The sequence below is a fragment of the Meiothermus ruber DSM 1279 genome, from assembly GCF_000024425.1.
In the GTDB taxonomy this organism is placed as follows: Bacteria; Deinococcota; Deinococci; order Deinococcales; family Thermaceae; genus Meiothermus; species Meiothermus ruber.
Genome location: NC_013946.1, coordinates 1,898,883 through 1,917,713, shown reverse-complemented (window position 1 = coordinate 1,917,713; position 18,831 = coordinate 1,898,883). Strand labels below are relative to the sequence as shown.

The following is an 18,831-nucleotide window of genomic DNA, read 5'->3' as shown; positions in this document are numbered from 1 at the left end:
CTCGAGGTCGCTCGAGGCCCTTTGAGCTGCGTTGAGGTTTGCCCCGCCGCCCTTCACCCGGTTCTTGGCTGCCCGGCTCACACCCTCCCAGGCTCGCTGTAGCGGAACGCCGGGTTACTCCTGCGGTTCAACGCAAGCTACAAGGTAACACAGCGGCCCTTTCCCATCAAGGATTTTGCTATCCTGTAGGGGATGCCCAGGTCGAAACCCCCTGTCAAAACCGAGGTGTCGGTAGAGGAGTTTCTCGCCTTTGAGGCCACCTCCTCTGAGCGGCACGAGTATGCCCATGGACAGGTTTTTGCCATGGCCGGTAGCAGCGAACGCCACAACCGCCTGGCCTTTGAGCTAGCCATGGCTATCGCTCAAAACAGCAGAGACACTGGCTGTCGGGTTTTGATGAGCGATGTCAAAGTCCAGACGCCCACGGGCGCTATCTACTACCCCGACGTCATGGTGGTATGCGATGCCTCCGACGACCATCCATACATCAAGCGCTCACCCTGTCTGATTGTGGAAGTTTTGTCAGATAGCACACTCGACATCGATCGGGGCGAAAAGTGGCTCAACTACCAGACCCTACCCAGTCTGCAAATGTACGTCTTGCTCGAGCAAGACACCATGCGGGCCGAGGTGTTCCGGCGGATGGAGGGGGGCTGGTTCTACGAACGCATTGAGAGCGGCTCGCTCAAGCTGCCCTGCGTAAACCTGGAGATTGCCCTCGAGGACATCTATGCCCGGCTGGGGTAGTCTCTGGGCTGGTTTTCCGAGGCCTCCGCTTTTAGCATTCTTTCTCGTATAGCGGTTGTCCACTCAAAAAACGGTATCAGGTGGATGGCTTGACGGGGGCGCTGTTGGATGATATATTTAGGAGTCCTAAATAAATGGGGGTTCTGCTATGAAAAAGCCCTGGCTTGGTCTCCTTTTGTTGATAGGGTCTTTTGGCTTGGTGGTCGGTGTATCTGGACAAACTGTAGAAGGCGTGGCCTTTCCCGAGGGTTACCGCACCTGGACTCACGTCAAGAGCATGATTGTGGAAAAAGGCCATCCTCTGTTCGAGCTGGTGGGGGGCCTGCACCACATCTATGCCAATAGCAAAGCCATGCAAGGCTACCAGGCCAACCCACGGGTTTTTCCTGAAGGGGCTGTAATAGTGTTTGATCTGCTCGAGCCCGTAAAGGCGGAAAACGCGGTTGTTGAAGGTAAACGAAAAGCCGTGATCGTGATGGAAAAAGACACGCGCCGCTTTGCTGCTACGGGCAACTGGGGATACGCAGTATTTGAAGGCGATAGCCGCAGGCCCGTCGAAATAAACGCCAATAGCTGCTACGAGTGCCACAGGGGCGCTGCCAACACCGATTTTGTTTTTAGCAGCTTCCGCCCCTAGAGTAAAATTGGCGGTGCGGCTATCTGCACCGCGCCATGGAAGCACCTCTGGAAAAAAAACTCACCTCGGCCCTCGAACGCCTGGCTCAGGCCCAGCGGGTTTTGCTATGGCAAACAGCGGAGCCCCTGGGCCTCAGTCCTATCCAGGCTCTAATTCTGCTACACCTCCATCTCCGCGAGCCGAGCACGCGCAGGGTGGGGGTGCTGGCGCAGTACTTTGACCTGACCCCTGCTACCATTAGCGATGCGGTCAGCGCTTTGGTGACCAAAGGGTTGCTGATACGCCATCCTGGGCGCGATCGCCGAACCCATACCCTAGAGCTTACCCCCGCTGGTCTCGAGTACGTGGACAAGCTAAAAGACTGGGATTACCCCATACAGCATGCCCTAAGAGCTCTTCAGACCACACAGAAAGAAGCCCTGTACGATCTGCTGCTGGCGCTGCTAGCTCGGCTGGTAGAGGATTCCGTCATCACCGTGGTGCGTATGTGCTTGCTATGCCGGCATTTGCACAGCCAAAGCGGTAAATATCACTGCACCCTATTGCAAAAACCTTTGCTCGCGCCCCAACTGCGGGTGGACTGTCCTGAGTTTAGCCCGGGCGCACAACCCGATGGTCGGTGCTAGATCCCCACAAAGGCTTCTTGGGGCTGTCTGTTACAGCGCACATGGCATTATTAAACGCTTCGTAACGTGTGGCGCAAACACCAAGCAAGGGCCGGTCATACTGTAATATTGAGGTAGGTAGAAAGCGGCGCTATGAATACTTGTACGACACACCAGGAGGTTCGCGCTTGAACAGGTACGACGATCGCGCCAGGTTGGTTTTTCATTACGCCAGGGAGGAAGGGAGCCGACTGGGCCATAGCATGATCGGGCCCGAGCACCTGCTACTGGGCCTGATGCGCGAGGGGGGTACGGCCGCGCGCATCCTGATGGAGTACGGGGCCAGCTTGGAGGCCATGCGCCGGATGGTCGAGGAGTTGGTCGGGCGGGGCGAGGGCAGCCGCACCGGTGAGCCGCCGGCCATCACCCCGCGCGCCCGTCGGGTAATGGAGCTGGCCGGGGCCGAGGCCCGCAACATGTCCAGCCAGGTGATTGGCACCGAGCACATCCTGCTGGGCATCATCCGGGAGGGCGACGGCATCGCCTACCGCATCATGACCCATTACGCCAAGGATGTGGATACCATCCGCTGGCGGGTGCTCTCGCAGGCTGGTGAGCAGACCAAAGAGAAGGCCGTTGCCACGCCATTCCTGGACGAGTATGGCCGCGACCTGACCCGCGAGGCCCGCGAAGGCAAGCTCGATCCGGTGATTGGCCGCACCGAGGAGATCAACCGGGTCATTCAGATTCTGGCCCGCCGCACCAAGAACAACCCCGTGCTGGTGGGCGACCCCGGTGTGGGCAAGACTGCCATTGTGGAGGGGCTGGCCCAGGCCATCGTGGAAGGCCGGGTGCCGCCGGTGCTGCGCGGGGCCCGCATCGTCTCGGTGGATCTGGCCGGGGTGGTGGCTGGTACCAAGTACCGGGGCGAGTTCGAAGAGCGCCTGCGCCAGATTATCGAGGAGCTCAAGAATGCCAAGGTGGTGGCCTTTATTGATGAGCTGCACACCCTGATTGGGGCGGGCGGGGCCGAGGGCACCCTGGACGCCGCCAACATCCTCAAGCCCCCCCTGAGCCGGGGTGAGATTCAGGTGATCGGGGCCACCACCACCGGCGAGTACCATCGCTATATCGAGAAAGACGCGGCCCTGGAGCGCCGCTTCCAGCCGGTAATCGTGCTGGAGCCCACCCCCGAGGAGACCCTGGAAATCCTCAAAGGGCTGCGCCCCCGCTACGAGGCCCACCACGGGGTGGTCATCCCCGACGAGATTCTGGGCCTCTCGGTCAAGATTGGCATCCGCAGCCTGCCGGGGCGCAACTTCCCCGACAAGGCCATTGACCTGATCGACGAAGCCGCCAGCCGGGTGCGCCTTAACGACTCGCTGGGCCTGCCGGTGGCGGTGGACGAAGACGGCACCCCACTGGTAGCCCGCGAGGACATCGAGAGCGTGGTGGACTCCTGGGGCGGTATCTACGTAGACGACAAGGACGACAGCAAGCTCTTTGGCCTCGAGGAAGAACTCAACAAGCGGGTAATTGGTCAGAAAGAGGCTGTCGAGGCCCTGGCCGCCGCGCTGCGCCGCAGCCGGGTGGGGCTGGGCGGGCGGACGCGGGTCTCGGCCAGCTTCCTGTTTGTGGGTTCCTCGGGTGTGGGCAAGACCCACCTGGCTAAAGCCCTGGCCGAGGTGCTCTTCGGCTCGGAGCGGGCGCTCATCCGCTTCGACATGAGCGAGTTCCAGGAGCCCCACTCCATCTCCAAGCTGATTGGGGCCCCGCCGGGCTACGTGGGCTATGAGCAGGGGGGGCGCCTGACCGAGGCGGTGCGTCGCCAGCCCTTCAGCGTGGTGCTGCTGGACGAGATCGAGAAAGCCCACCCCGACATCTACAACACCTTCTTGCAGGTGCTGGACGAAGGCCGCCTGACCGACGGCCTGGGCCGCACGGTGGACTTCCGCCGGGTGATCCTGATTATGACCTCCAACACCGGCTTCAACGTGGGGCCGGCCATCGGCTTCACCAACCGCGAGGTGGACACCGAGAGCCCCCTCAAGGCCATCTTTACCCCGGAGTTCCTCGACCGCCTGGACGAGGTCATCCGCTTCCGCAACCTGAGCGAGCCCGAGCTGGTGCAGGTCGCGCAGATTATGCTCGAGGACATCGCCAAAGAGCTCGAGTCCCGCGAGAAGGTGGTGCGTTTCGACCCCTCGCTGGCCTCCTGGCTGGTCAGCCAGGCCCCCAAGCAGGGCAGCACCCGCATCCTGCGCAACCTGATCCGGGAGAAGATCGAAGACCCGCTCTCCCTCGAGCTCCTCTCCCGTCCGGGCCGCACCCTCTTTGTGACCCTCAAGGACGGCGCGGTTGCCATCGAAGAAGAGGCGCTGAGCCTGGGCTTGGCTTAGCAAAGCCCAGGCCCCACACCTCCCCGCCCGCGGGGGGGTTTTTCTGGGTTTGCGCTGACATTCGAGGCTTACCATAAAGGCGTGCAAGTGCAAGCCCAAGACCTGAGTGCGCCTGAAATTCTGGTGCTGCTCGAGCCCGAGGTAGCAGCCGACGAAGTGCTGAAGGTCGCGCTCAAGGAGCTGATTGCCAGGGGGCTGCTGCGGGTGGACAACGCTACTCCTGGCGGTGAATCGCATTTTGTCCTCGACTTGGACAACCAGCCGCAAAACCCGGTCTTGCAAAGTTTGTGGGCCCATCTTCGCAGCGCCAGCCGGCAAGGGCTCGAGATCAACCGGGTCTTGCAGCACCTGCAAAGAGAGTATGGTCTGGGCTATGGCGGCTTTAAGGCTAAAACCGTCCTACCCAGCCTGGTAGAGCGGGGGCTTCTTCATAAGGAATCTGGCAAATTTCTAGGCCTGTTTCCCTATACCAACCACCGACTCACCCCAGATGGGGCGGACTTGAAGAGCCGCTTGAAGCAAGGCTTGCTTGAAGCCCGCCGGCTGGTTCCGTCGCTCGCCGACGGCAAAGCCGAGGCGGTCGCCTTGCTGGGGGGCCTGGGGGCCGGCCTTTTGCTGCTTCCGGGGATCGAGTCGCAGCTACAGCAGCTCAGAACCCTCATGGGCGGCAACAGCTCGGATGGGTATGTACCCATTTTTGTGGTGGATGAGTCCGATCACCACGACCTCGAGCGCGCCTTTCAGCAGGTCGGTGTGGCCCTCGATGCTGGGGATGGGGGGGCGACGGCGGGGGCGGTGAGTAACCCAATATCCCATTACCAGATTACCCTTCACCCTGGGATGCCTCTTGCGGGCGGGTGCGCTCCAGGTCGAGGTAGGTGAAGGCCCAGGGGTGGCGTTCGTCGGCGGGGTGGTGCTCCCGGTAGGTCTCGCGCCACCCGGTCGGGTTCCACGGGGGGAAAAAGGCGTCGGCATCGGGGACGACCGTCTCGACCAGGGTCAGGTGCAGGTGGGTGACCAGGGGCAGGAACAGGGTATAAATCTCACCCCCCCCAATCACCATCAGCTCGTCGTCCAGCTTCAGGGCGTCCTCGAGGGTGTGCACCACCTCCACGCCCTCGGCGGCAAAGGCCGGGTCGCGGGTGAGCACCACGTTGCGGCGTTTGGGGAGGGGCCGCCCGATGCTCTCAAAAGTCTTGCGGCCCATCAGCACGGTCTTGCCCAGGGTCAGCGCGCGGAACCGCTTGAGGTCGTCGGGCAGGTGCCAGGGTAGCGTCCCAGCCCGGCCAATGGCGCGGTTCTGATCCATCGCCACCACAAAAGCAATCTTCCGGGCCATACTAGACCGCCACCGGGGCGGGGATGCGGGGATGGGGATTATAGTTTAGCAGCTCGATGTCGTCGTAGGTGAAGGCAAACAAATCCTTCACAGCGGGGTTGAGGCGCAGCGTGGGCAGGGGCCGGGGCTCGCGGGAAAGCTGCAAGCGGGCCTGCTCGAAGTGGTTCCGATACAGATGCGCATCGCCCAGGGTGTGGATCAACTCGCCCGGCTCCAGGCCTGTGACCTGGGCTACCATGTGCGTCAGCAGGGCGTAGGAGGCGATGTTGAAGGGCACCCCCAGAAAGATGTCGGCGCTGCGCTGATAAAGCTGGCAGGAAAGCCGCCCCTGGGCCACATAGAACTGGAACAGGATGTGGCAGGGGGCCAGGGCCATCTGGGGCAGGTCGGCCACGTTCCAGGCGCTCACCACCAAGCGGCGGGAGTCGGGGTTGCGCCGAATCTCTTCCAACACCCAGGCCAGTTGGTCGATGGTCTGGCCGTCCGGGCCGGCCCAGCTCCGCCACTGCTTGCCGTACACCGGCCCCAGCTCGCCCGCCTCGTCGGCCCACTCATCCCAGATGGTGACCCCGTTTTCCCGTAAAAAGCCGATGTTGGTCTCGCCCCGCAAGAACCACAAAAGCTCGTAGACCACGCTTTTCCAGTGGACTTTTTTGGTGGTTACCAGCGGAAAACCCTGGCGCAGGTCGAAGCGCATCTGATAGCCAAAAACCGAGCGGGTGCCCACGCCGGTGCGGTCGGACTTATCTACCCCGTGCTCGAGCACATGGCGCATCAGGTCGTGGTACTGCTGCATGGCGCATAGTCTATCAGGATTGGCCGGTGAGACGTTTGAGAAGGCGCCAGGCATACAGAGGTGCATAAAAATACGCCGCCGAGCCAAAGCCGGTGAGGGCGAAGCCGCCCGGAATCTCCTTGAGGTAGTGGCTGTCCAGCCGGTAGCGCACCCCGGCCCAGGACGCACTGAACGCGGGCCGGTAGCCCAGCAGCTTTTGCGCTTCGGCCAGCAGCCACTCCACCTCGTGCGGCTGGGTCTGGTGGGGGGCATACCTGTCCTGGTGGGGCAGGTAGCTCCCCCCCAGGCTATGCCCGGCCACATACACCCCGTACGAGCGGGCCTGCTGGAAGTGTTGCTGGGTTCGCAGCACCGAGCCGGGGGTGAAGCGCCCGCCCAGTCCCACCAGGTGTGCGCCACTGGCCCCGCCGGCGTAGACCAGCACCTTGCCCGATATCCTGCGTCCGCCCTCGAGCCACGCTACACCCGATTCAAGTCGTTCCACGCTGGCGTACTGGATATTCAGCCCCTCGGCCAGGCGGTGCAGCAGGGGGGTGGTCTCCAGCCACCCCGCGTTTTCCAGGTACAAACCTTCCTCGAGCCACAGGTGTGGAATCCGGCGGCCCTGTAGCTTTTGCTGCCAGACCGGCTTATCGCTTTGGGGCACGGGCCGCAGGATGCCCTGTCGCACTGCCCCAAACCGGGGATAGAAATCCCACAGGGCTTCCAGGGCCTCCTCGGCCTCGGGTGCCACCGTCCCGCGCTTGCCCCGCACCGGATTCAGCAGGGCGTCCGGCACCCGGCTGGCCTCGCCGAGTTCGCGGGCCAACACCAGCACCTCCTTGCCAGCCTCGTGCAGCACCCGGGCCGCACACAACCCGGCGATGCCGGCCCCGAGTACCACGATTTCAGCCTGGGTTTTCACGCCATCATCAGCGGAATCGTGGCCGGCTCCTGCGCCCCCACCACCTCGCCCAGAAGCATGTGGGGGGTGGCCTGCTGGATGACCGCCTGGTACAGGCCGGGGCGGGGGGCCTGGGCCGCGGGCAGCAGGGTGGGGTGGTTGCCGCGGGTGTGGCCCTCCACGAAGCTGTCGTCCTTGGCGGCACCGCGCACCAGCACCTCGACGGTCTGGCCTACCCAGCGCTGGTTTTGCCGGTAGCTCCACTCTTTTTGCTTCTCAATCAGGCGCTGGAGCCGTTCGACCTTAACTTCGCGCGGCAGATCCTGGAAGTGCTTGTAGCTGGGGGTGCCGGGGCGCGGGGAGTAGATGAACATGTAGGCGCTGTCGTAGCGCACCTCGTCGTAGAGCGAGAGGGTGGCCTGGAAATCTTCCTCGGTCTCGCCGGGGAAGCCCACGATGATGTCGGTGGAGAGCACCACGTCCGGCATGGCCTCGCGGATGGCCCGGATGCGATCCAGGTACCATTCCCGCCGGTACTCCCGCCCCATGCGGCGCAGCACCCGGTTGGAGCCGGACTGCACCGGCAGGTGGATGTAGCGGCAGATCTGGGGGGTCTCGGCCATGGCGGCGATCACGTCGTCGGTGAAGTTGACCGGGTGGCTGGTGGTGAACTTGATGCGGGGAATCCCCACCTGGGCGACCAGGCGCAGCAGCTCGGCGAAGCTGGGGAAGCCCGGCTGGTCTTTGCCGTAGGAGTTGACGTTCTGGCCCAGCAGGGTGACCTCGAGCACCCCCGCGGCCTTGAGCTGCTCCACCTCGCGCAGGATCAGGTCGGGGTGGCGGCTTACCTCGGGGCCACGGGTGGTGGGCACGATGCAGTAGGTGCAGTGGTGGTTGCAGCCCCGGATGATGCTCACAAAGGCCGATAGGGCCCCCTGGGGGGCGGGGGGCAGGTGGTGGGTGAGCTCTTCGCGGAAGCTCAGATCCCAGAAGCGGCTTTTGGCCTCGAGGGCCTTGCCAATCTCGGTGAGCGCCCCCGGCCCCAGGAGCACATCCACCTCGAACTTACGGGCCATCTGCTGGCCCTCCTCGAGCTGGGCCAGGCAGCCCATCATGCCCACCAGGAGGGGGCGCTTTTCCTTTTCCTTGCGCAGCTCGCCCAAAAGCGAGCGCACCTTCTCCACGGGCTTGCCCCGCACCGCGCAGGTGTTGACCAGCACGAAGTCGGCTTCCCGCCAGTGATCCACGAACTCTGCACCGAGCGACACCAGCTCGCTTCGCACGAGGTGGGTGTCGTACTCGTTCATCTGGCAGCCATAGGTGATGATGTTTGTTTTCATGTAAACCCCTGGGCCTACCGGAGGGATTCCGGGGCCGCGCGGATACTAAGTGTAGCAAAATGGGGGGGTGTCTACGAGATAGCCGGTTGGCAGTTGTGGTCGGGTTCAGGCCGAGGTGCCGTATGCCTGCAAACCTTCCTGGATGAGCTGCATCAACCTGGGTTCCTCACCGGGGATATTCTCCCGCAGGCGGGCCGCAGCCACGATGGGCATCCAGGCCTGGAGCTGGGCCATATCCAGGCCCGAGAAGGTCTGGTAGTGCTCGAGGTAGGTTTGGTAAAACATCTGGCGCTGGCGCAAAATTTCCTCGCGCGCGGGCAGGTCTTGCGGAAACTCGCTGTGCAAGATCAGCAGGGTGGTACGGGCAATGTCGGCCAGGGGGTTGCCCCGCGTGGCATTGGGCCAGTCCACCACAAACGGGCCCTTTGCGCTTACCAGCACATTCTCGGGGTGAAAATCGCCGTGACACAGGGCGGTTCCATCGGGTAGGCGCTCCATGTGTTGCAACAAAACAGCCCGCAGGTTTTCCGGAAGCCGGCAGGCCTGGATGCGCTGGATAAGGTGTTCTCGCTGGGAGGGTAGGTGTCCGGCGGCTTTCTGATGGAGCTGGCGGTGCAGGGCCCCCAGTGTCTGGGCGGCGAAACGCAAACGCTCGGGGTTGGACTGGATGTAGTCGGTAAGCGACACACCCTGGATCCATTCGAGCACCAGCCCCCAGCGCCCCTCGACCTCGAGCACGTCCTCCACCCTGGGTGAAGGCACCCCCAGCAGCCAGACCTGCTGGGTGAGCTGGGCCTCGAGCTCAGCGTCGGCCCGGGAGAACTCCGGCCAGAACAGCTTAAGCACATAGCCGTCGGCCCAGGCAAACACCTCGGCCTCGCGCCCCTGTCCCAGCCGTGCGAGCGACATACATTCACAGCATACCGGCTGGCGATGGCGTACTCAAAAAAACCAGATGGCTTGACGCTTTGGTATACCAAACTTTATACTCTACCTGATGCCGACATGGGTGAAGCAGCCCCTACTAAGCCCCGCTCGAGGGGTCTAGCTGCTTTGCACGTGACCCCAGGGCCTGTAGCCGCTGGGGCTTTTGAGGTTGTCAAAGGAGTGAACTTCCATGGGCAAAAGTTTGTACGAGAAAGTCTGGGAGAGCCACGCCATCCGAACCCTGCCCAACGGGCAGACCCAGTTGTTCATCGATACCCACCTGATCCACGAGGTCACCAGCCCCCAGGCCTTCGGCATGCTGCGCGACCTGGGCCTCAAGGTGCGCTTTCCTGATCGCACCTTCGCCACCGTGGATCACATCGTCCCCACCCACTCCCTGCTCGAGCCCTTCGAAGACCCCCAGGCCGACGAGATGATCCGGCAACTGCGCAAGAACGTGCAGGACTTCGGGATTACCTTTTTCGACGTGACCTCGGGGCTTCAGGGCATCGTGCACGTGATTGGCCCCGAGAATGGCATCACCCAGCCCGGCATGACCATCGCCTGCGGCGACTCCCACACCTCGACCCACGGGGCGTTCGGGGCCATCGCCTTCGGGATTGGCACCACCCAGGTGCGCGATGTGCTGGCCACCCAGACCATGGCCGTCAGCAAGCTCAAGGTGCGCCGCATCAACGTAGAGGGTAGGTTGCAGCCGGGGGTCTATGCCAAAGACGTCATCCTGCACATTATCAAGGTGCTGGGGGTCAACGGCGGCATCGGCTACGCCTACGAGTACGGCGGCAGCGTCTTCGACAACTTCAGCATGGAAGAGCGCATGACCGTCTGCAACATGAGCATCGAGGGCGGGGCCCGCATCGGCTACGTCAACCCCGACCAGACCACCTTCGACTACCTCAAGGGCCGCCCCTACGCCCCCAAGGGCGAGGAGTGGGAAAAAGCCGTGGCCCGCTGGAAGGCCCTGGCCTCCGACCCCGACGCCCACTACGACGACGTGGTGAACATCCGGGCCGAGGACATCGCCCCCACCGTGACCTGGGGTATCAACCCCGGCCAGGGCTGCGCCATCACCGACCGGGTGCCCGACCCGGCCCTCTACCCCGAGGCCGAGCGGCCCGCGCTGGAAGAGGCCCTCAAGCACATGAAGCTGAAGCCCGGCCAGCCCATCAAGGGCGTTAAGGTAGATGTGGCCTTTTTGGGAAGCTGCACCAACGGGCGCATCTCCGACTTCCGCGAGGCTGCTAAGTACCTCAAAGGCCGCAAGGTGGCCCCGGGGGTGCGGGCCATTGCAGTACCGGGCTCGCAGCAGGTGGCTAAGCAGTGCGAGGAGGAGGGCATCGCCGAGATCTTCCGCCAGGCCGGATTCGAGTGGCGCGGGGCGGGCTGCTCGATGTGCCTGGCTATGAACCCCGACAAGCTGGTGGGGGACGAGCTGTGCGCCAGCAGCTCCAACCGCAACTTCAAGGGCCGCCAGGGCAGCGCCACGGGCCGCACCGTGTTGATGTCGCCGGTGATGGTGGTGGCGGCGGCGGTGACCGGCCGGATCAGCGACGCGCGGGAAGTGTTTGGGGTTGAGGCCCTGGTAGGGGCCTAGCTCGAGCGGGCTTGGCGCGCCGCTGTTTGTTCGGTGCTAGGCTGTTGTGTATGACCACCGACCGCAGTACCAAAAAGTGGAGCCTGCAGGAATACCACCGGCTGGGTGAGGCGGGGCTGTTGCAAGACGGGCGTTACGAGCTTTTGAATGGGGAGATCGTTGAGATGAGCCTGGTGGGCATTCGCCACAAGGACTGCGTAAGCAGGCTGATGCGGGTTCTGGGCCCACGTACGGCTGGGGTGGCCCAGCTCGAGAGCCAGCAGCCGTTGGTGGTGGGGGGCGATGAGCCGGTGCCGGACGTTTTCCTGCTGCGACCATCGCCGGACTTCTACGAGGGCCGCCATTTCAACGTAGGCGATGTGTTGTTGCTAATCGAGGTGGCCGAGTCTACCCTCAAGACCGATCAGGAAGTCAAAGTGCCCAAGTATGCCCAGCACGGCGTACCGGAGGTTTGGGTGGTGGATCTTGGCGGCGACCGCGTCTGGGTGTACCGCCACCCCCAGGGAGGGGTTTATACGCACATACAAGCCTACGGGCGCGGGGATGTTATCCGGCTCGTGGGGCTCGAGGGTGTCGAACTCGAGGTGGATGAAATTCTGGGAAAGACCTGGTTTTGATGGTGAGGTTGAGCTTTGGCGACCAAGAATCTGATCCGCGGGGTGACGCTGGTAGCGGCCTCGGTGCTGCTCTCGCTGGCCACCCTGGGGCTGTGGCTGGGCAACCTGGAGACCAACCCGCTTTTCAGTTGGATAGTGTTTGGGGTGGGCTTTGCCCTTTGCGCTGCGGCGGCCATCGTCGGGATTTGGAGCATTATGGGCTTTTTTAGAGACAAGGAGGGTAAGTAAATGGCTTTAGAACCAATCAAGCAGGTGCAGGGCCGGGCTGTGCACGTTCCCGGCAACGACATTGATACCGACCGCATCACGCCGGCGCGCTACCTGAAGGTGGTCACCTTTGACGGGCTGGGCGAGGCCCTTTTCTACGACGAGCGCTTCAACCCCGACGGCTCTGAAAAGCCGCACCCCCTGAACGATCCCCGCTTCAAAGGGGCCAGCATTATGCTGGTAGGGGCCAATTTCGGCTGTGGCAGCAGCCGCGAGCACTCGCCCCAGGCCATCTACCGCGCCGGTTTCCGGGCGCTGGTGGGGGAGAGTTTTGCCGAGATTTTCTTTGGCAACGCCACCGCCCTCTCCATGCCCTGCGTGACCGCTTCCAAGGCCGATATCGAGCGGCTGGCCCAGGCCATTGAGCAAGACCCCAGCCTGCTGGTGACGGTGGATGTGGAAAGGCTCGAGGTACGCTACGCAGACACCGCTTTTAAGGTAAACCTGCCCGCCACCGCGCAAAAAGCCCTGGTGGAAGGCCGCTGGGATCCCATTGCCGACTTACTGGAAGCGGGCGAGCTGATCGAGCAGGCCGCGGCCCGGCTGCCCAAGGCCACCCGCCAGTAGAGAAAGGAACCCCATGCCCAAAATCGCACTGCTTCCCGGTGACGGCATTGGCCCCGAAGTAACCTATGCGGCGGTGGAGGTGCTCAAAGCCGCCGATCAGGTGTATGGTCTGAACCTCGAGTTCGAGGCTTTTCCCTTTGGCGGCAACGCCATAGACGCCCACGGCGAGCCCTTCCCCGAGATCACCCAGAAGGGCTGTCTGGAGGCCGACGCCATCCTGCTGGGGGCCATCGGCGGGCCCAAGTGGGATGGCGTGCCCCGCCACCTGCGGGCCGAGACTGGCCTGCTGGCTTTGCGCAAGGCCCACGGTCTGTATGCCAACCTGCGCCCGGCCAAGGTGCTGCCGGGGCTGGAAGGCCTCTCGCCCCTCAAGCCCGAGATCGCTCGAGGGGTGGATGTGCTGGTCATCCGTGAGCTGACCGGCGGCATCTACTTCGGCGAGCCGCGCGGCATGAGCGAGGCCGAGGGCTGGAACACCGAGCGCTACAGCAAGCCCGAGGTGGAGCGCATCGCCCGGGTGGCCTTCGAGGCGGCCCGCAAGCGGCGCAACCAGGTGTGCAGCGTGGACAAAGCCAACGTGCTCGAGGTTGGCGAGTTCTGGCGTAAGACCGTGGACGAGGTGCACCAGCACTACCCCGAGGTGGCCCTCGAGCACCAGTACGTGGACGCCATGGCCATGCACCTGGTCACCCGGCCCAGCCGGTTTGACGTGGTGGTGACCGGCAACATTTTTGGCGACATTTTGTCCGACCTGGCCAGCGTGCTGCCCGGCTCCCTGGGCCTCCTGCCCTCGGCCAGCCTGGGCGAAAAAACCCCCCTGTTCGAGCCCGTGCATGGTTCCGCGCCCGATATTGCCGGCAAGGGCATCGCCAACCCCACCGCGGCCATCCTTTCGGCGGCCATGCTGCTCACCCATGCGCTGAACCGGCCCGAGGTGGCCCGGCAGATCGAGGGGGCGGTGGCCGCGGCCCTGACCACCAACCCCACCCCCGATCTGGGCGGCCAGGCCAGCACCCAGTCCTTTACCCAGCAGGTGATTGCGGCCTTGCACAGAGTGGCCGCCTGACTGCCAACCTGGGCAACCCCTCTACCGTGGCCGGGTGAACCGGTCGGATACCCCCTGGCCTTTTGCAACAATAGGTCGTATACAAAGAGCATGAAACTGAAAGGACAGACCTTCATCGTCACCGGGGCCAGTCGGGGCATTGGCGAGGCCCTGGCCCTGGAACTGGCCCGCGCCGGGGCCCACCTGGTGATCGGGGCCCGCAACCAGAAGGCCCTCGAGTTCGTGCGCGACGAGGTGCAGGGCCTGGGCGTGCGCTGCTTGGTGGTGGCCGGTAGCGTAGCCAGCGCCGCGGTGGCCGAGGCGATGGTCAAGGCCGCGCTCGAGATCGGAAACTTTGTGGGCTTTATCCACAACGCCGGTGTGCTCAACGCTGGCCCGCTGGCCTACGAACTGATCGAGGCCCAGTACGACGAGATCATGGACTCCAACGTTAAGGGCGGCTACCAGCTAGCCCGCTTTGCCTACCCCCATCTGATCCGCCAGCCGGGCAGCGTGGCGGTGTTTCTGGGCTCGGGGGTGGCCGAGCACAACATCCCTGGCATGGGCATCTATGCCATCGCCAAGGCGGCAGAAGAGCACCTGGTGCGGCAGCTTGCGGTGGAGGCCCCCGAGGTTACCTGCTTCACCTTCCGACCGGGCATCGTGGAGACTGAGATGCAGCGCCAGCTACGGGAGGCCCAGGGGAGCGCCAGTGAGACCCTGCGGCCCCTGTTCCGGGGCTACCAGAGCCAGGGTCGGGTGCTCACCCCCGAGCAGTCGGCCAGGGCCCTGGTGCGCCTCCTCGAGGGCGATCCCCGGCGTTTCCACGGTAAGATAGCAACGGTTGCAGACGGCTCATAACAAATAAACCCTTTCATCACCGGCTGCTGGCGAGGTTTTTCTATGCGTTCGGACATCATCAAAAAAGGCCCTCAACAAGCCCCCGCCCGGGCTATGCTGCGCGCGGTGGGCATCGGCGACGAAGAGTTCAAGATTCCCTGGGTGGGCATCGTGAACACCTGGACCGAGGGGATGCCCTGCAACTTTCACCTGCGCGACCTGGCCGCCGACCTGAAGATTGGGGCCAGGGAGGCTGGCTTCCAGACCTTTGAGTTTGGGGCCCCGGCCATCTCCGACGGCATCAGCATGGGCACGGTGGGTATGCGGGCCTCGCTGGTGAGCCGCGAGGTGATCGCCGACTCGATTGAACTGATTGCCCAGGGCTACCTCTACGACGGCATGGTGGCCCTGGTGGCCTGCGACAAGACCAACCCTGGGGCCATGATGGGGGTGATCCGGGCCAACGTGCCCAGCCTGGTGCTGTACGGCGGCTCCATTGCCCCCGGCCTCCTGCGCGGCAAAAAGCAGACCGTGGTCTCGGTCTTTGAGGCGGTGGGGCAGTACGCGGCCGGCCAGATTACCGAGGAAGAGCTGGCCGAGATCGAGCGCACCGCCATTCCCGGCCCCGGTGCTTGCGGCGGGCAGTACACCGCCAACACCATGGCCATGATCCTCGAGGTGATGGGCTTCTCGCCCATCGGCTACAACGCCATCCCGGCCGTCGCCCCCGAGAAAAAAGAGGCCGGGCGGCGGGCCATGCGCATCCTGGCCGAGGCCATCCAGGCGGGCCGCACCCCCAAGAGCTTCCTGACCAAAAAGAGCTTCACCAATGCGATTACCGCGGTGGCGGCCACCGGCGGCTCGACCAATGCGGTGCTGCACCTGCTGGCCATCGCCAGGGAGGCCGGGATTAAACTGACGCTCGAGGAGTTCGATAAAATCTCGCGTAAAACCCCGGTGATTGCCGATATGCGCCCCTGGGGTCAGTACACCGCCTGGGAGCTCTGGGAGGCTGGGGGCATCCCGCTGGTGATTCGCCGCCTGATTGAAGGCGGCCTGATTGACGGCGACCAGATGACCGTGAGCGGGAAAACCCTCTGGCAGGAGGTTAAAAACGCCAGAGAGACCAAGGGCCAGCAGGTGGTTACCAGCGTCAAAAAACCCTTCAAACCCGAAGGGGGCCTGCGGGTGCTCAAGGGTTCGCTGGCCCCGGACGGCGCGGTGCTCAAGCTGGCCGGCACCGAGACCAAGGTACACCGGGGGCCGGCCCGGGTTTTCGACGGCGAACAGAGCGCCATGAAGGCCGTCCTCAAAAAACAGATCAAGCCCGGTGATGTGGTGGTGATCCGCTACGAAGGCCCCAAGGGGGCCCCCGGGATGCCCGAGATGCTCTCGGTGACCTCGGCCCTGGTGGGCGAGGGACTGGGGCCGTATGTGGCCCTGGTGACCGATGGGCGTTTCAGCGGTGGCACCAAGGGCCTGATGATCGGGCATGTGGCCCCTGAGGCCCAGGTGGGCGGGCCCATCGCGCTGGTCGAGGAGGGCGACATCATCTCGATTGACTGCGACCGGGGTATCCTGAACCTGGAGGTCTCGGAAAAGGAGCTGGCCCGGCGGGCCAAAGCCTGGAAGCCCCCCAAGCCCCACTACAAAAGCGGGCTGTTTGCGCGCTACGCAGCGCTGGTGAGCAGTGCACGGGAGGGGGCGGTCTTATTGAAGCCCGAGTAATTGGGATGGGCACCCAGTCTATTCATGCCTCGACGCATCCGGCCCAAGCCCTTAGGCTATAGCCGATGGATTGGCTCGAGAACATCCGCATCGTGCTGGTAGGCAGCCAGGAACCTATGAACATCGGGGCTGCAGCCCGCGCCATGCAGAACTTTGGCATTTCAGATCTGTGGCTGGTGGCGCCCGAGCCGCGGGTGCGCGAGGACTTGGCCCGGCACCCTGGGGGTTCGCTGGCCTACCGCCTGGCGGTGCACGCTGAGGACGTGCTGGACAGGATGAGGGTGGTGGACACCCTGCCCGAGGCCGTGGCCGATGCCCGGCTGGTGGTGGGCACCACGGTGCGCGAGCGGGAGATTTACACCGGGCCGGTGGTGGGGCCCCGGCCGATGGCCCTGCGGGTTGCCCAGGTGGCCCCACGGGGCCGGGTGGCGGTGGTGTTTGGGCGCGAGACCTCGGGCCTGACCACCGATGAAATTGACCTGTCCCAGCTTATTGTGCGCATCCCCACCTCGCCTAGGCAGCCCAGCCTGAACCTGGCCCAGGCGGTGCTGCTCCTGTGCTACGAAATTTTCGGGGTCGCCCAGGCCCCCCCTCCACCCGAACCGCTTCAGCTTGCCAGCCAGGCGGCCTTGCAGCAACTTTTTGACGATCTGAAGGAGTACATCCTACGCATCGGCTTCACCGACGAAAAACGGTTGCCTTATGCCGTTCGGCGCTTTAGGCGGCTCTTGCACAAGGCCCGTCTGACCCCCGGCGAGGTGCAGCTTTTGCGGGGTTTCCTGCACCAAAGCCGCTGGTATGCCCAGCACGGCAGGCGCAAGACCGACCCACAGGAATAGGGCGAATAGGGCCATCCGCCCCTTGAAGCCGCTCTATAATCGTTTGGCGTGGAGCCTGTTCCCAGCCTATACCGCCTGATCCGGCTGTACCGGCTGGTTCTGCCGCTGGCGATTGTGCTGGTGGTGGTGCTGTTTGAGATTTCCCTCGAGCCCTACCAGGGGCAGCCGGTGGCCTTCTGGCTGCGCCTGGGCTTTTACGGCCTGGTGGGGCCCCTGGTCACCTGGATGACCCTGGAGTGGATCGCCCAGCAGGTGCAAGACCGCGAGCGGGCCCAGCGCGCGCTGGAAGTAGCCAACCAGCGGTTGGAGGCCGTGGGCAAGATGCTTAAGCGGGCCTCGGCTGCCGACAACCTCGAGCAGGCCCTGGCCGCGGTGGTGCAGGAGGTAGCCAAAGCGCTGGGTATGGGGGCCGCCCTGACCCTCGAGGGGGTGCGGGCCACCTCACCCGGTTTTGAGCCGGGCTCGGACGCGCTCTACACCTTGCCGTTACCGGGCCTGGAAGGGAAGCTCGAGGTGGCCCCGCCCCGCCCCCTCTCAAACGAGGAGCGGGCCTTTCTGGAGGTGTTGGCGGCTGAGGTGGCTGGGGCGCTGGAGTCGGCGCGAGCCCGCAGCCGCGATCTGCTCACCCTTTACGAGGTAGACCAGGCTCTGCGGGCCGAGGCCAACCTGGGCCGGTTGCTCGAGCGCCTAATGGATCGCATCCTGGCCTGGGCGGGGGCCACCGGGGGCGGGGTGCTTTTGCTGGACGAGGAAAACTTTTTGCAACCCCAGGTGTTGCGCAACCTCGAGCTACCCCCCCACGCCTTCATGCCCGATCACCGCTGGAAGGAGGCCCTGGAATCGCCGGTGTTTGTGCGCGAGAACCTGCTGGCCGTACCCCTGCGCGAGCAGTCGGCCATCGGGCTGTTGCTGGTGCAGGGCGAGGCCGAAAACCTGCGCCAGCGCCTGCCCTTCTTACGCTTCCTGGCCGCGCAGGTTACCCTGGCGGTGCGCAATGCCCAGGCTTATCTGCGGGCCGAGGAGCTGGCCCTCACCGAGGAGCGCAACCGCATCGCCCGCGAAATCCACGATGGCATCGCCCAGGCCCTGGCCTTCATGGCCCTCAAGCTCGACCTCTCCGAGCGCCTGCTACAAACCGACCCTGAACGGGCTCTGGAGGAGTTGCACCAGGTCAAAGAGACCTTGCGCGCCCAGATTCGCGAGGTGCGCCGCAGCATTTTTGCCCTGCGGCCCATCGACCTCGAGCGCTACGGCTTTCTGGAATCGGTGCGGCGCTACGCCACCGCCTTTGCCGAGCAGGCAGGTTTCCGGGTGCGCCTCAGCCTGCCCGAAAAAATCGAACTCTCCCAGGCTTCCGAGCTGGTTTTTTTCCGGGTGCTGCAGGAAGCCCTCACCAACGCGGCCAAGCACGCCCGGCCCGGTTTGGTGCAGGTCAAGCTCACCCCGCTGGGCGAACGGGGCGGCGTGCTGGAGATCAGCGACAACGGGCGGGGGTTCAAAGCTGGCACCTCAGCGAACGGCCTGGGTGGGTTTGGCCTGACCCAGATGCGCGAACGGGTGGAGGCCCGGGGGGGGCGTTTTGAGGTGGTATCGGTAGAAAACCAGGGCACCACCGTGCGGGCCGAGCTGCCCTTCTGACC

19 protein-coding genes are annotated in these 18,831 nt (G+C 64.1%); 14 read left to right on the top strand and 5 right to left on the bottom strand.

Features of this window, described 5'->3' with window-relative positions; all coding sequences use genetic code 11:
* Positions 1-192 precede the first annotated feature (192 nt).
* The 5 genes from MRUB_RS09425 to MRUB_RS09405 all read left to right on the top strand — a co-directional run bounded on the left by MRUB_RS09425 (position 193) and on the right by MRUB_RS09405 (position 5,270).
* The gene (locus tag MRUB_RS09425) at positions 193-747 is read left to right on the top strand and encodes a Uma2 family endonuclease (protein WP_013014116.1); all 555 of its coding nucleotides are present in this window, start codon (positions 193-195) and stop codon (positions 745-747) included.
* 232 nt (positions 748-979) lie between these two features.
* Positions 980-1,384, top strand: a complete 405-nt coding sequence (locus MRUB_RS09420) for a cytochrome P460 family protein (protein WP_015586849.1) — start codon at positions 980-982, stop codon at positions 1,382-1,384.
* 35 nt (positions 1,385-1,419) lie between these two features.
* Positions 1,420-2,010: a MarR family winged helix-turn-helix transcriptional regulator gene (locus tag MRUB_RS09415; protein WP_013014114.1), complete on the top strand. Its 591-nt coding sequence runs from the start codon at positions 1,420-1,422 to the stop codon at positions 2,008-2,010.
* A gap of 167 nt (positions 2,011-2,177) precedes the next feature.
* On the top strand, positions 2,178-4,388 hold the full coding sequence (locus tag MRUB_RS09410) for an ATP-dependent Clp protease ATP-binding subunit (protein WP_013014113.1): 2,211 nt from the start codon (positions 2,178-2,180) through the stop codon (positions 4,386-4,388).
* An 81-nt stretch (positions 4,389-4,469) separates the two neighbouring features.
* A complete protein-coding gene (locus MRUB_RS09405) occupies positions 4,470-5,270 on the top strand; it encodes a GPP34 family phosphoprotein (RefSeq protein WP_235438203.1) in 801 nt (266 codons plus the stop codon).
* Here the strand turns inward: MRUB_RS09405 and MRUB_RS09400 are convergent.
* From MRUB_RS09400 to MRUB_RS09380, 5 genes are all read right to left on the bottom strand, one after another.
* Complete coding sequence (locus MRUB_RS09400; RefSeq protein ID WP_013014111.1) at positions 5,212-5,727, bottom strand: dihydrofolate reductase; 516 nt, start codon at positions 5,725-5,727, stop codon at positions 5,212-5,214. The genes MRUB_RS09405 and MRUB_RS09400 overlap by 59 nt on opposite strands.
* Position 5,728: 1 nt before the next feature.
* Positions 5,729-6,523: a thymidylate synthase gene (locus MRUB_RS09395; protein WP_013014110.1), complete on the bottom strand. Its 795-nt coding sequence runs from the start codon at positions 6,521-6,523 to the stop codon at positions 5,729-5,731.
* A 13-nt stretch (positions 6,524-6,536) separates the two neighbouring features.
* Complete coding sequence (locus MRUB_RS09390; protein ID WP_013014109.1) at positions 6,537-7,427, bottom strand: FAD-dependent oxidoreductase; 891 nt, start codon at positions 7,425-7,427, stop codon at positions 6,537-6,539.
* Positions 7,424-8,746, bottom strand: coding sequence for a tRNA (N6-isopentenyl adenosine(37)-C2)-methylthiotransferase MiaB (miaB, locus tag MRUB_RS09385; RefSeq protein WP_013014108.1), 1,323 nt, complete (start codon positions 8,744-8,746; stop codon positions 7,424-7,426). Before miaB ends, MRUB_RS09390 begins: the two co-directional genes overlap by 4 nt.
* 105 nt (positions 8,747-8,851) lie before the next feature.
* Complete coding sequence (locus MRUB_RS09380; protein WP_013014107.1) at positions 8,852-9,655, bottom strand: phosphotransferase family protein; 804 nt, start codon at positions 9,653-9,655, stop codon at positions 8,852-8,854.
* 208 nt (positions 9,656-9,863) lie between these two features.
* Here MRUB_RS09380 and leuC point away from each other — a divergent pair, with 208 nt between their 5' ends.
* The 9 genes from leuC to MRUB_RS09335 all read left to right on the top strand — a co-directional run bounded on the left by leuC (position 9,864) and on the right by MRUB_RS09335 (position 18,829).
* Entirely contained in the window at positions 9,864-11,288 is a 1,425-nt protein-coding gene (gene leuC, locus MRUB_RS09375) for a 3-isopropylmalate dehydratase large subunit (RefSeq protein ID WP_013014106.1), read from the top strand.
* A 50-nt stretch (positions 11,289-11,338) separates the two neighbouring features.
* The gene (locus tag MRUB_RS09370) at positions 11,339-11,905 is read left to right on the top strand and encodes a Uma2 family endonuclease (protein ID WP_013014105.1); all 567 of its coding nucleotides are present in this window, start codon (positions 11,339-11,341) and stop codon (positions 11,903-11,905) included.
* 15 nt (positions 11,906-11,920) lie between these two features.
* Positions 11,921-12,133 (top strand): hypothetical protein, encoded by a 213-nt coding sequence (locus MRUB_RS09365; RefSeq protein ID WP_013014104.1) that lies wholly within the window; start codon positions 11,921-11,923, stop codon positions 12,131-12,133.
* Entirely contained in the window at positions 12,134-12,739 is a 606-nt protein-coding gene (leuD, locus tag MRUB_RS09360) for a 3-isopropylmalate dehydratase small subunit (protein ID WP_013014103.1), read from the top strand. It abuts the gene before it with no gap.
* Positions 12,740-12,752: 13 nt separating this feature from the next.
* Complete coding sequence (gene leuB / locus MRUB_RS09355) at positions 12,753-13,805, top strand: 3-isopropylmalate dehydrogenase (RefSeq protein ID WP_013014102.1); 1,053 nt, start codon at positions 12,753-12,755, stop codon at positions 13,803-13,805.
* A 90-nt stretch (positions 13,806-13,895) separates the two neighbouring features.
* Entirely contained in the window at positions 13,896-14,645 is a 750-nt protein-coding gene (locus MRUB_RS09350) for an SDR family NAD(P)-dependent oxidoreductase (RefSeq protein ID WP_013014101.1), read from the top strand.
* A 42-nt stretch (positions 14,646-14,687) separates the two neighbouring features.
* A complete protein-coding gene (gene ilvD / locus MRUB_RS09345; RefSeq protein WP_013014100.1) occupies positions 14,688-16,352 on the top strand; it encodes a dihydroxy-acid dehydratase in 1,665 nt (554 codons plus the stop codon).
* A gap of 65 nt (positions 16,353-16,417) precedes the next feature.
* Positions 16,418-17,191 (top strand): RNA methyltransferase, encoded by a 774-nt coding sequence (locus tag MRUB_RS09340; protein ID WP_013014099.1) that lies wholly within the window; start codon positions 16,418-16,420, stop codon positions 17,189-17,191.
* 48 nt (positions 17,192-17,239) lie between these two features.
* Positions 17,240-18,829: a sensor histidine kinase gene (locus MRUB_RS09335; RefSeq protein WP_013014098.1), complete on the top strand. Its 1,590-nt coding sequence runs from the start codon at positions 17,240-17,242 to the stop codon at positions 18,827-18,829.
* Positions 18,830-18,831: the final 2 nt, after the last annotated feature.

What these genes read in the sequence shown, in the direction of transcription:
- leuC (WP_013014106.1), top strand. Translation starts at nt 9,864, where the DNA reads ATGGGCAAAAGTTTGTACGAGAAAGTCTGGGAGAGCCACGCCATCCGA.
- MRUB_RS09425 (WP_013014116.1), top strand. Translation starts at nt 193, where the DNA reads ATGCCCAGGTCGAAACCCCCTGTCAAAACCGAGGTGTCGGTAGAGGAG.
- MRUB_RS09415 (WP_013014114.1), top strand. Translation starts at nt 1,420, where the DNA reads ATGGAAGCACCTCTGGAAAAAAAACTCACCTCGGCCCTCGAACGCCTG.
- MRUB_RS09370 (WP_013014105.1), top strand. Translation starts at nt 11,339, where the DNA reads ATGACCACCGACCGCAGTACCAAAAAGTGGAGCCTGCAGGAATACCAC.
- miaB (WP_013014108.1), bottom strand. Translation starts at nt 8,746, where the DNA reads ATGAAAACAAACATCATCACCTATGGCTGCCAGATGAACGAGTACGAC.
- leuD (WP_013014103.1), top strand. Translation starts at nt 12,134, where the DNA reads ATGGCTTTAGAACCAATCAAGCAGGTGCAGGGCCGGGCTGTGCACGTT.
- ilvD (WP_013014100.1), top strand. Translation starts at nt 14,688, where the DNA reads ATGCGTTCGGACATCATCAAAAAAGGCCCTCAACAAGCCCCCGCCCGG.
- MRUB_RS09395 (WP_013014110.1), bottom strand. Translation starts at nt 6,523, where the DNA reads ATGCAGCAGTACCACGACCTGATGCGCCATGTGCTCGAGCACGGGGTA.
- leuB (WP_013014102.1), top strand. Translation starts at nt 12,753, where the DNA reads ATGCCCAAAATCGCACTGCTTCCCGGTGACGGCATTGGCCCCGAAGTA.
- MRUB_RS09350 (WP_013014101.1), top strand. Translation starts at nt 13,896, where the DNA reads ATGAAACTGAAAGGACAGACCTTCATCGTCACCGGGGCCAGTCGGGGC.
- MRUB_RS09400 (WP_013014111.1), bottom strand. Translation starts at nt 5,727, where the DNA reads ATGGCCCGGAAGATTGCTTTTGTGGTGGCGATGGATCAGAACCGCGCC.
- MRUB_RS09380 (WP_013014107.1), bottom strand. Translation starts at nt 9,655, where the DNA reads ATGTCGCTCGCACGGCTGGGACAGGGGCGCGAGGCCGAGGTGTTTGCC.
- MRUB_RS09340 (WP_013014099.1), top strand. Translation starts at nt 16,418, where the DNA reads ATGGATTGGCTCGAGAACATCCGCATCGTGCTGGTAGGCAGCCAGGAA.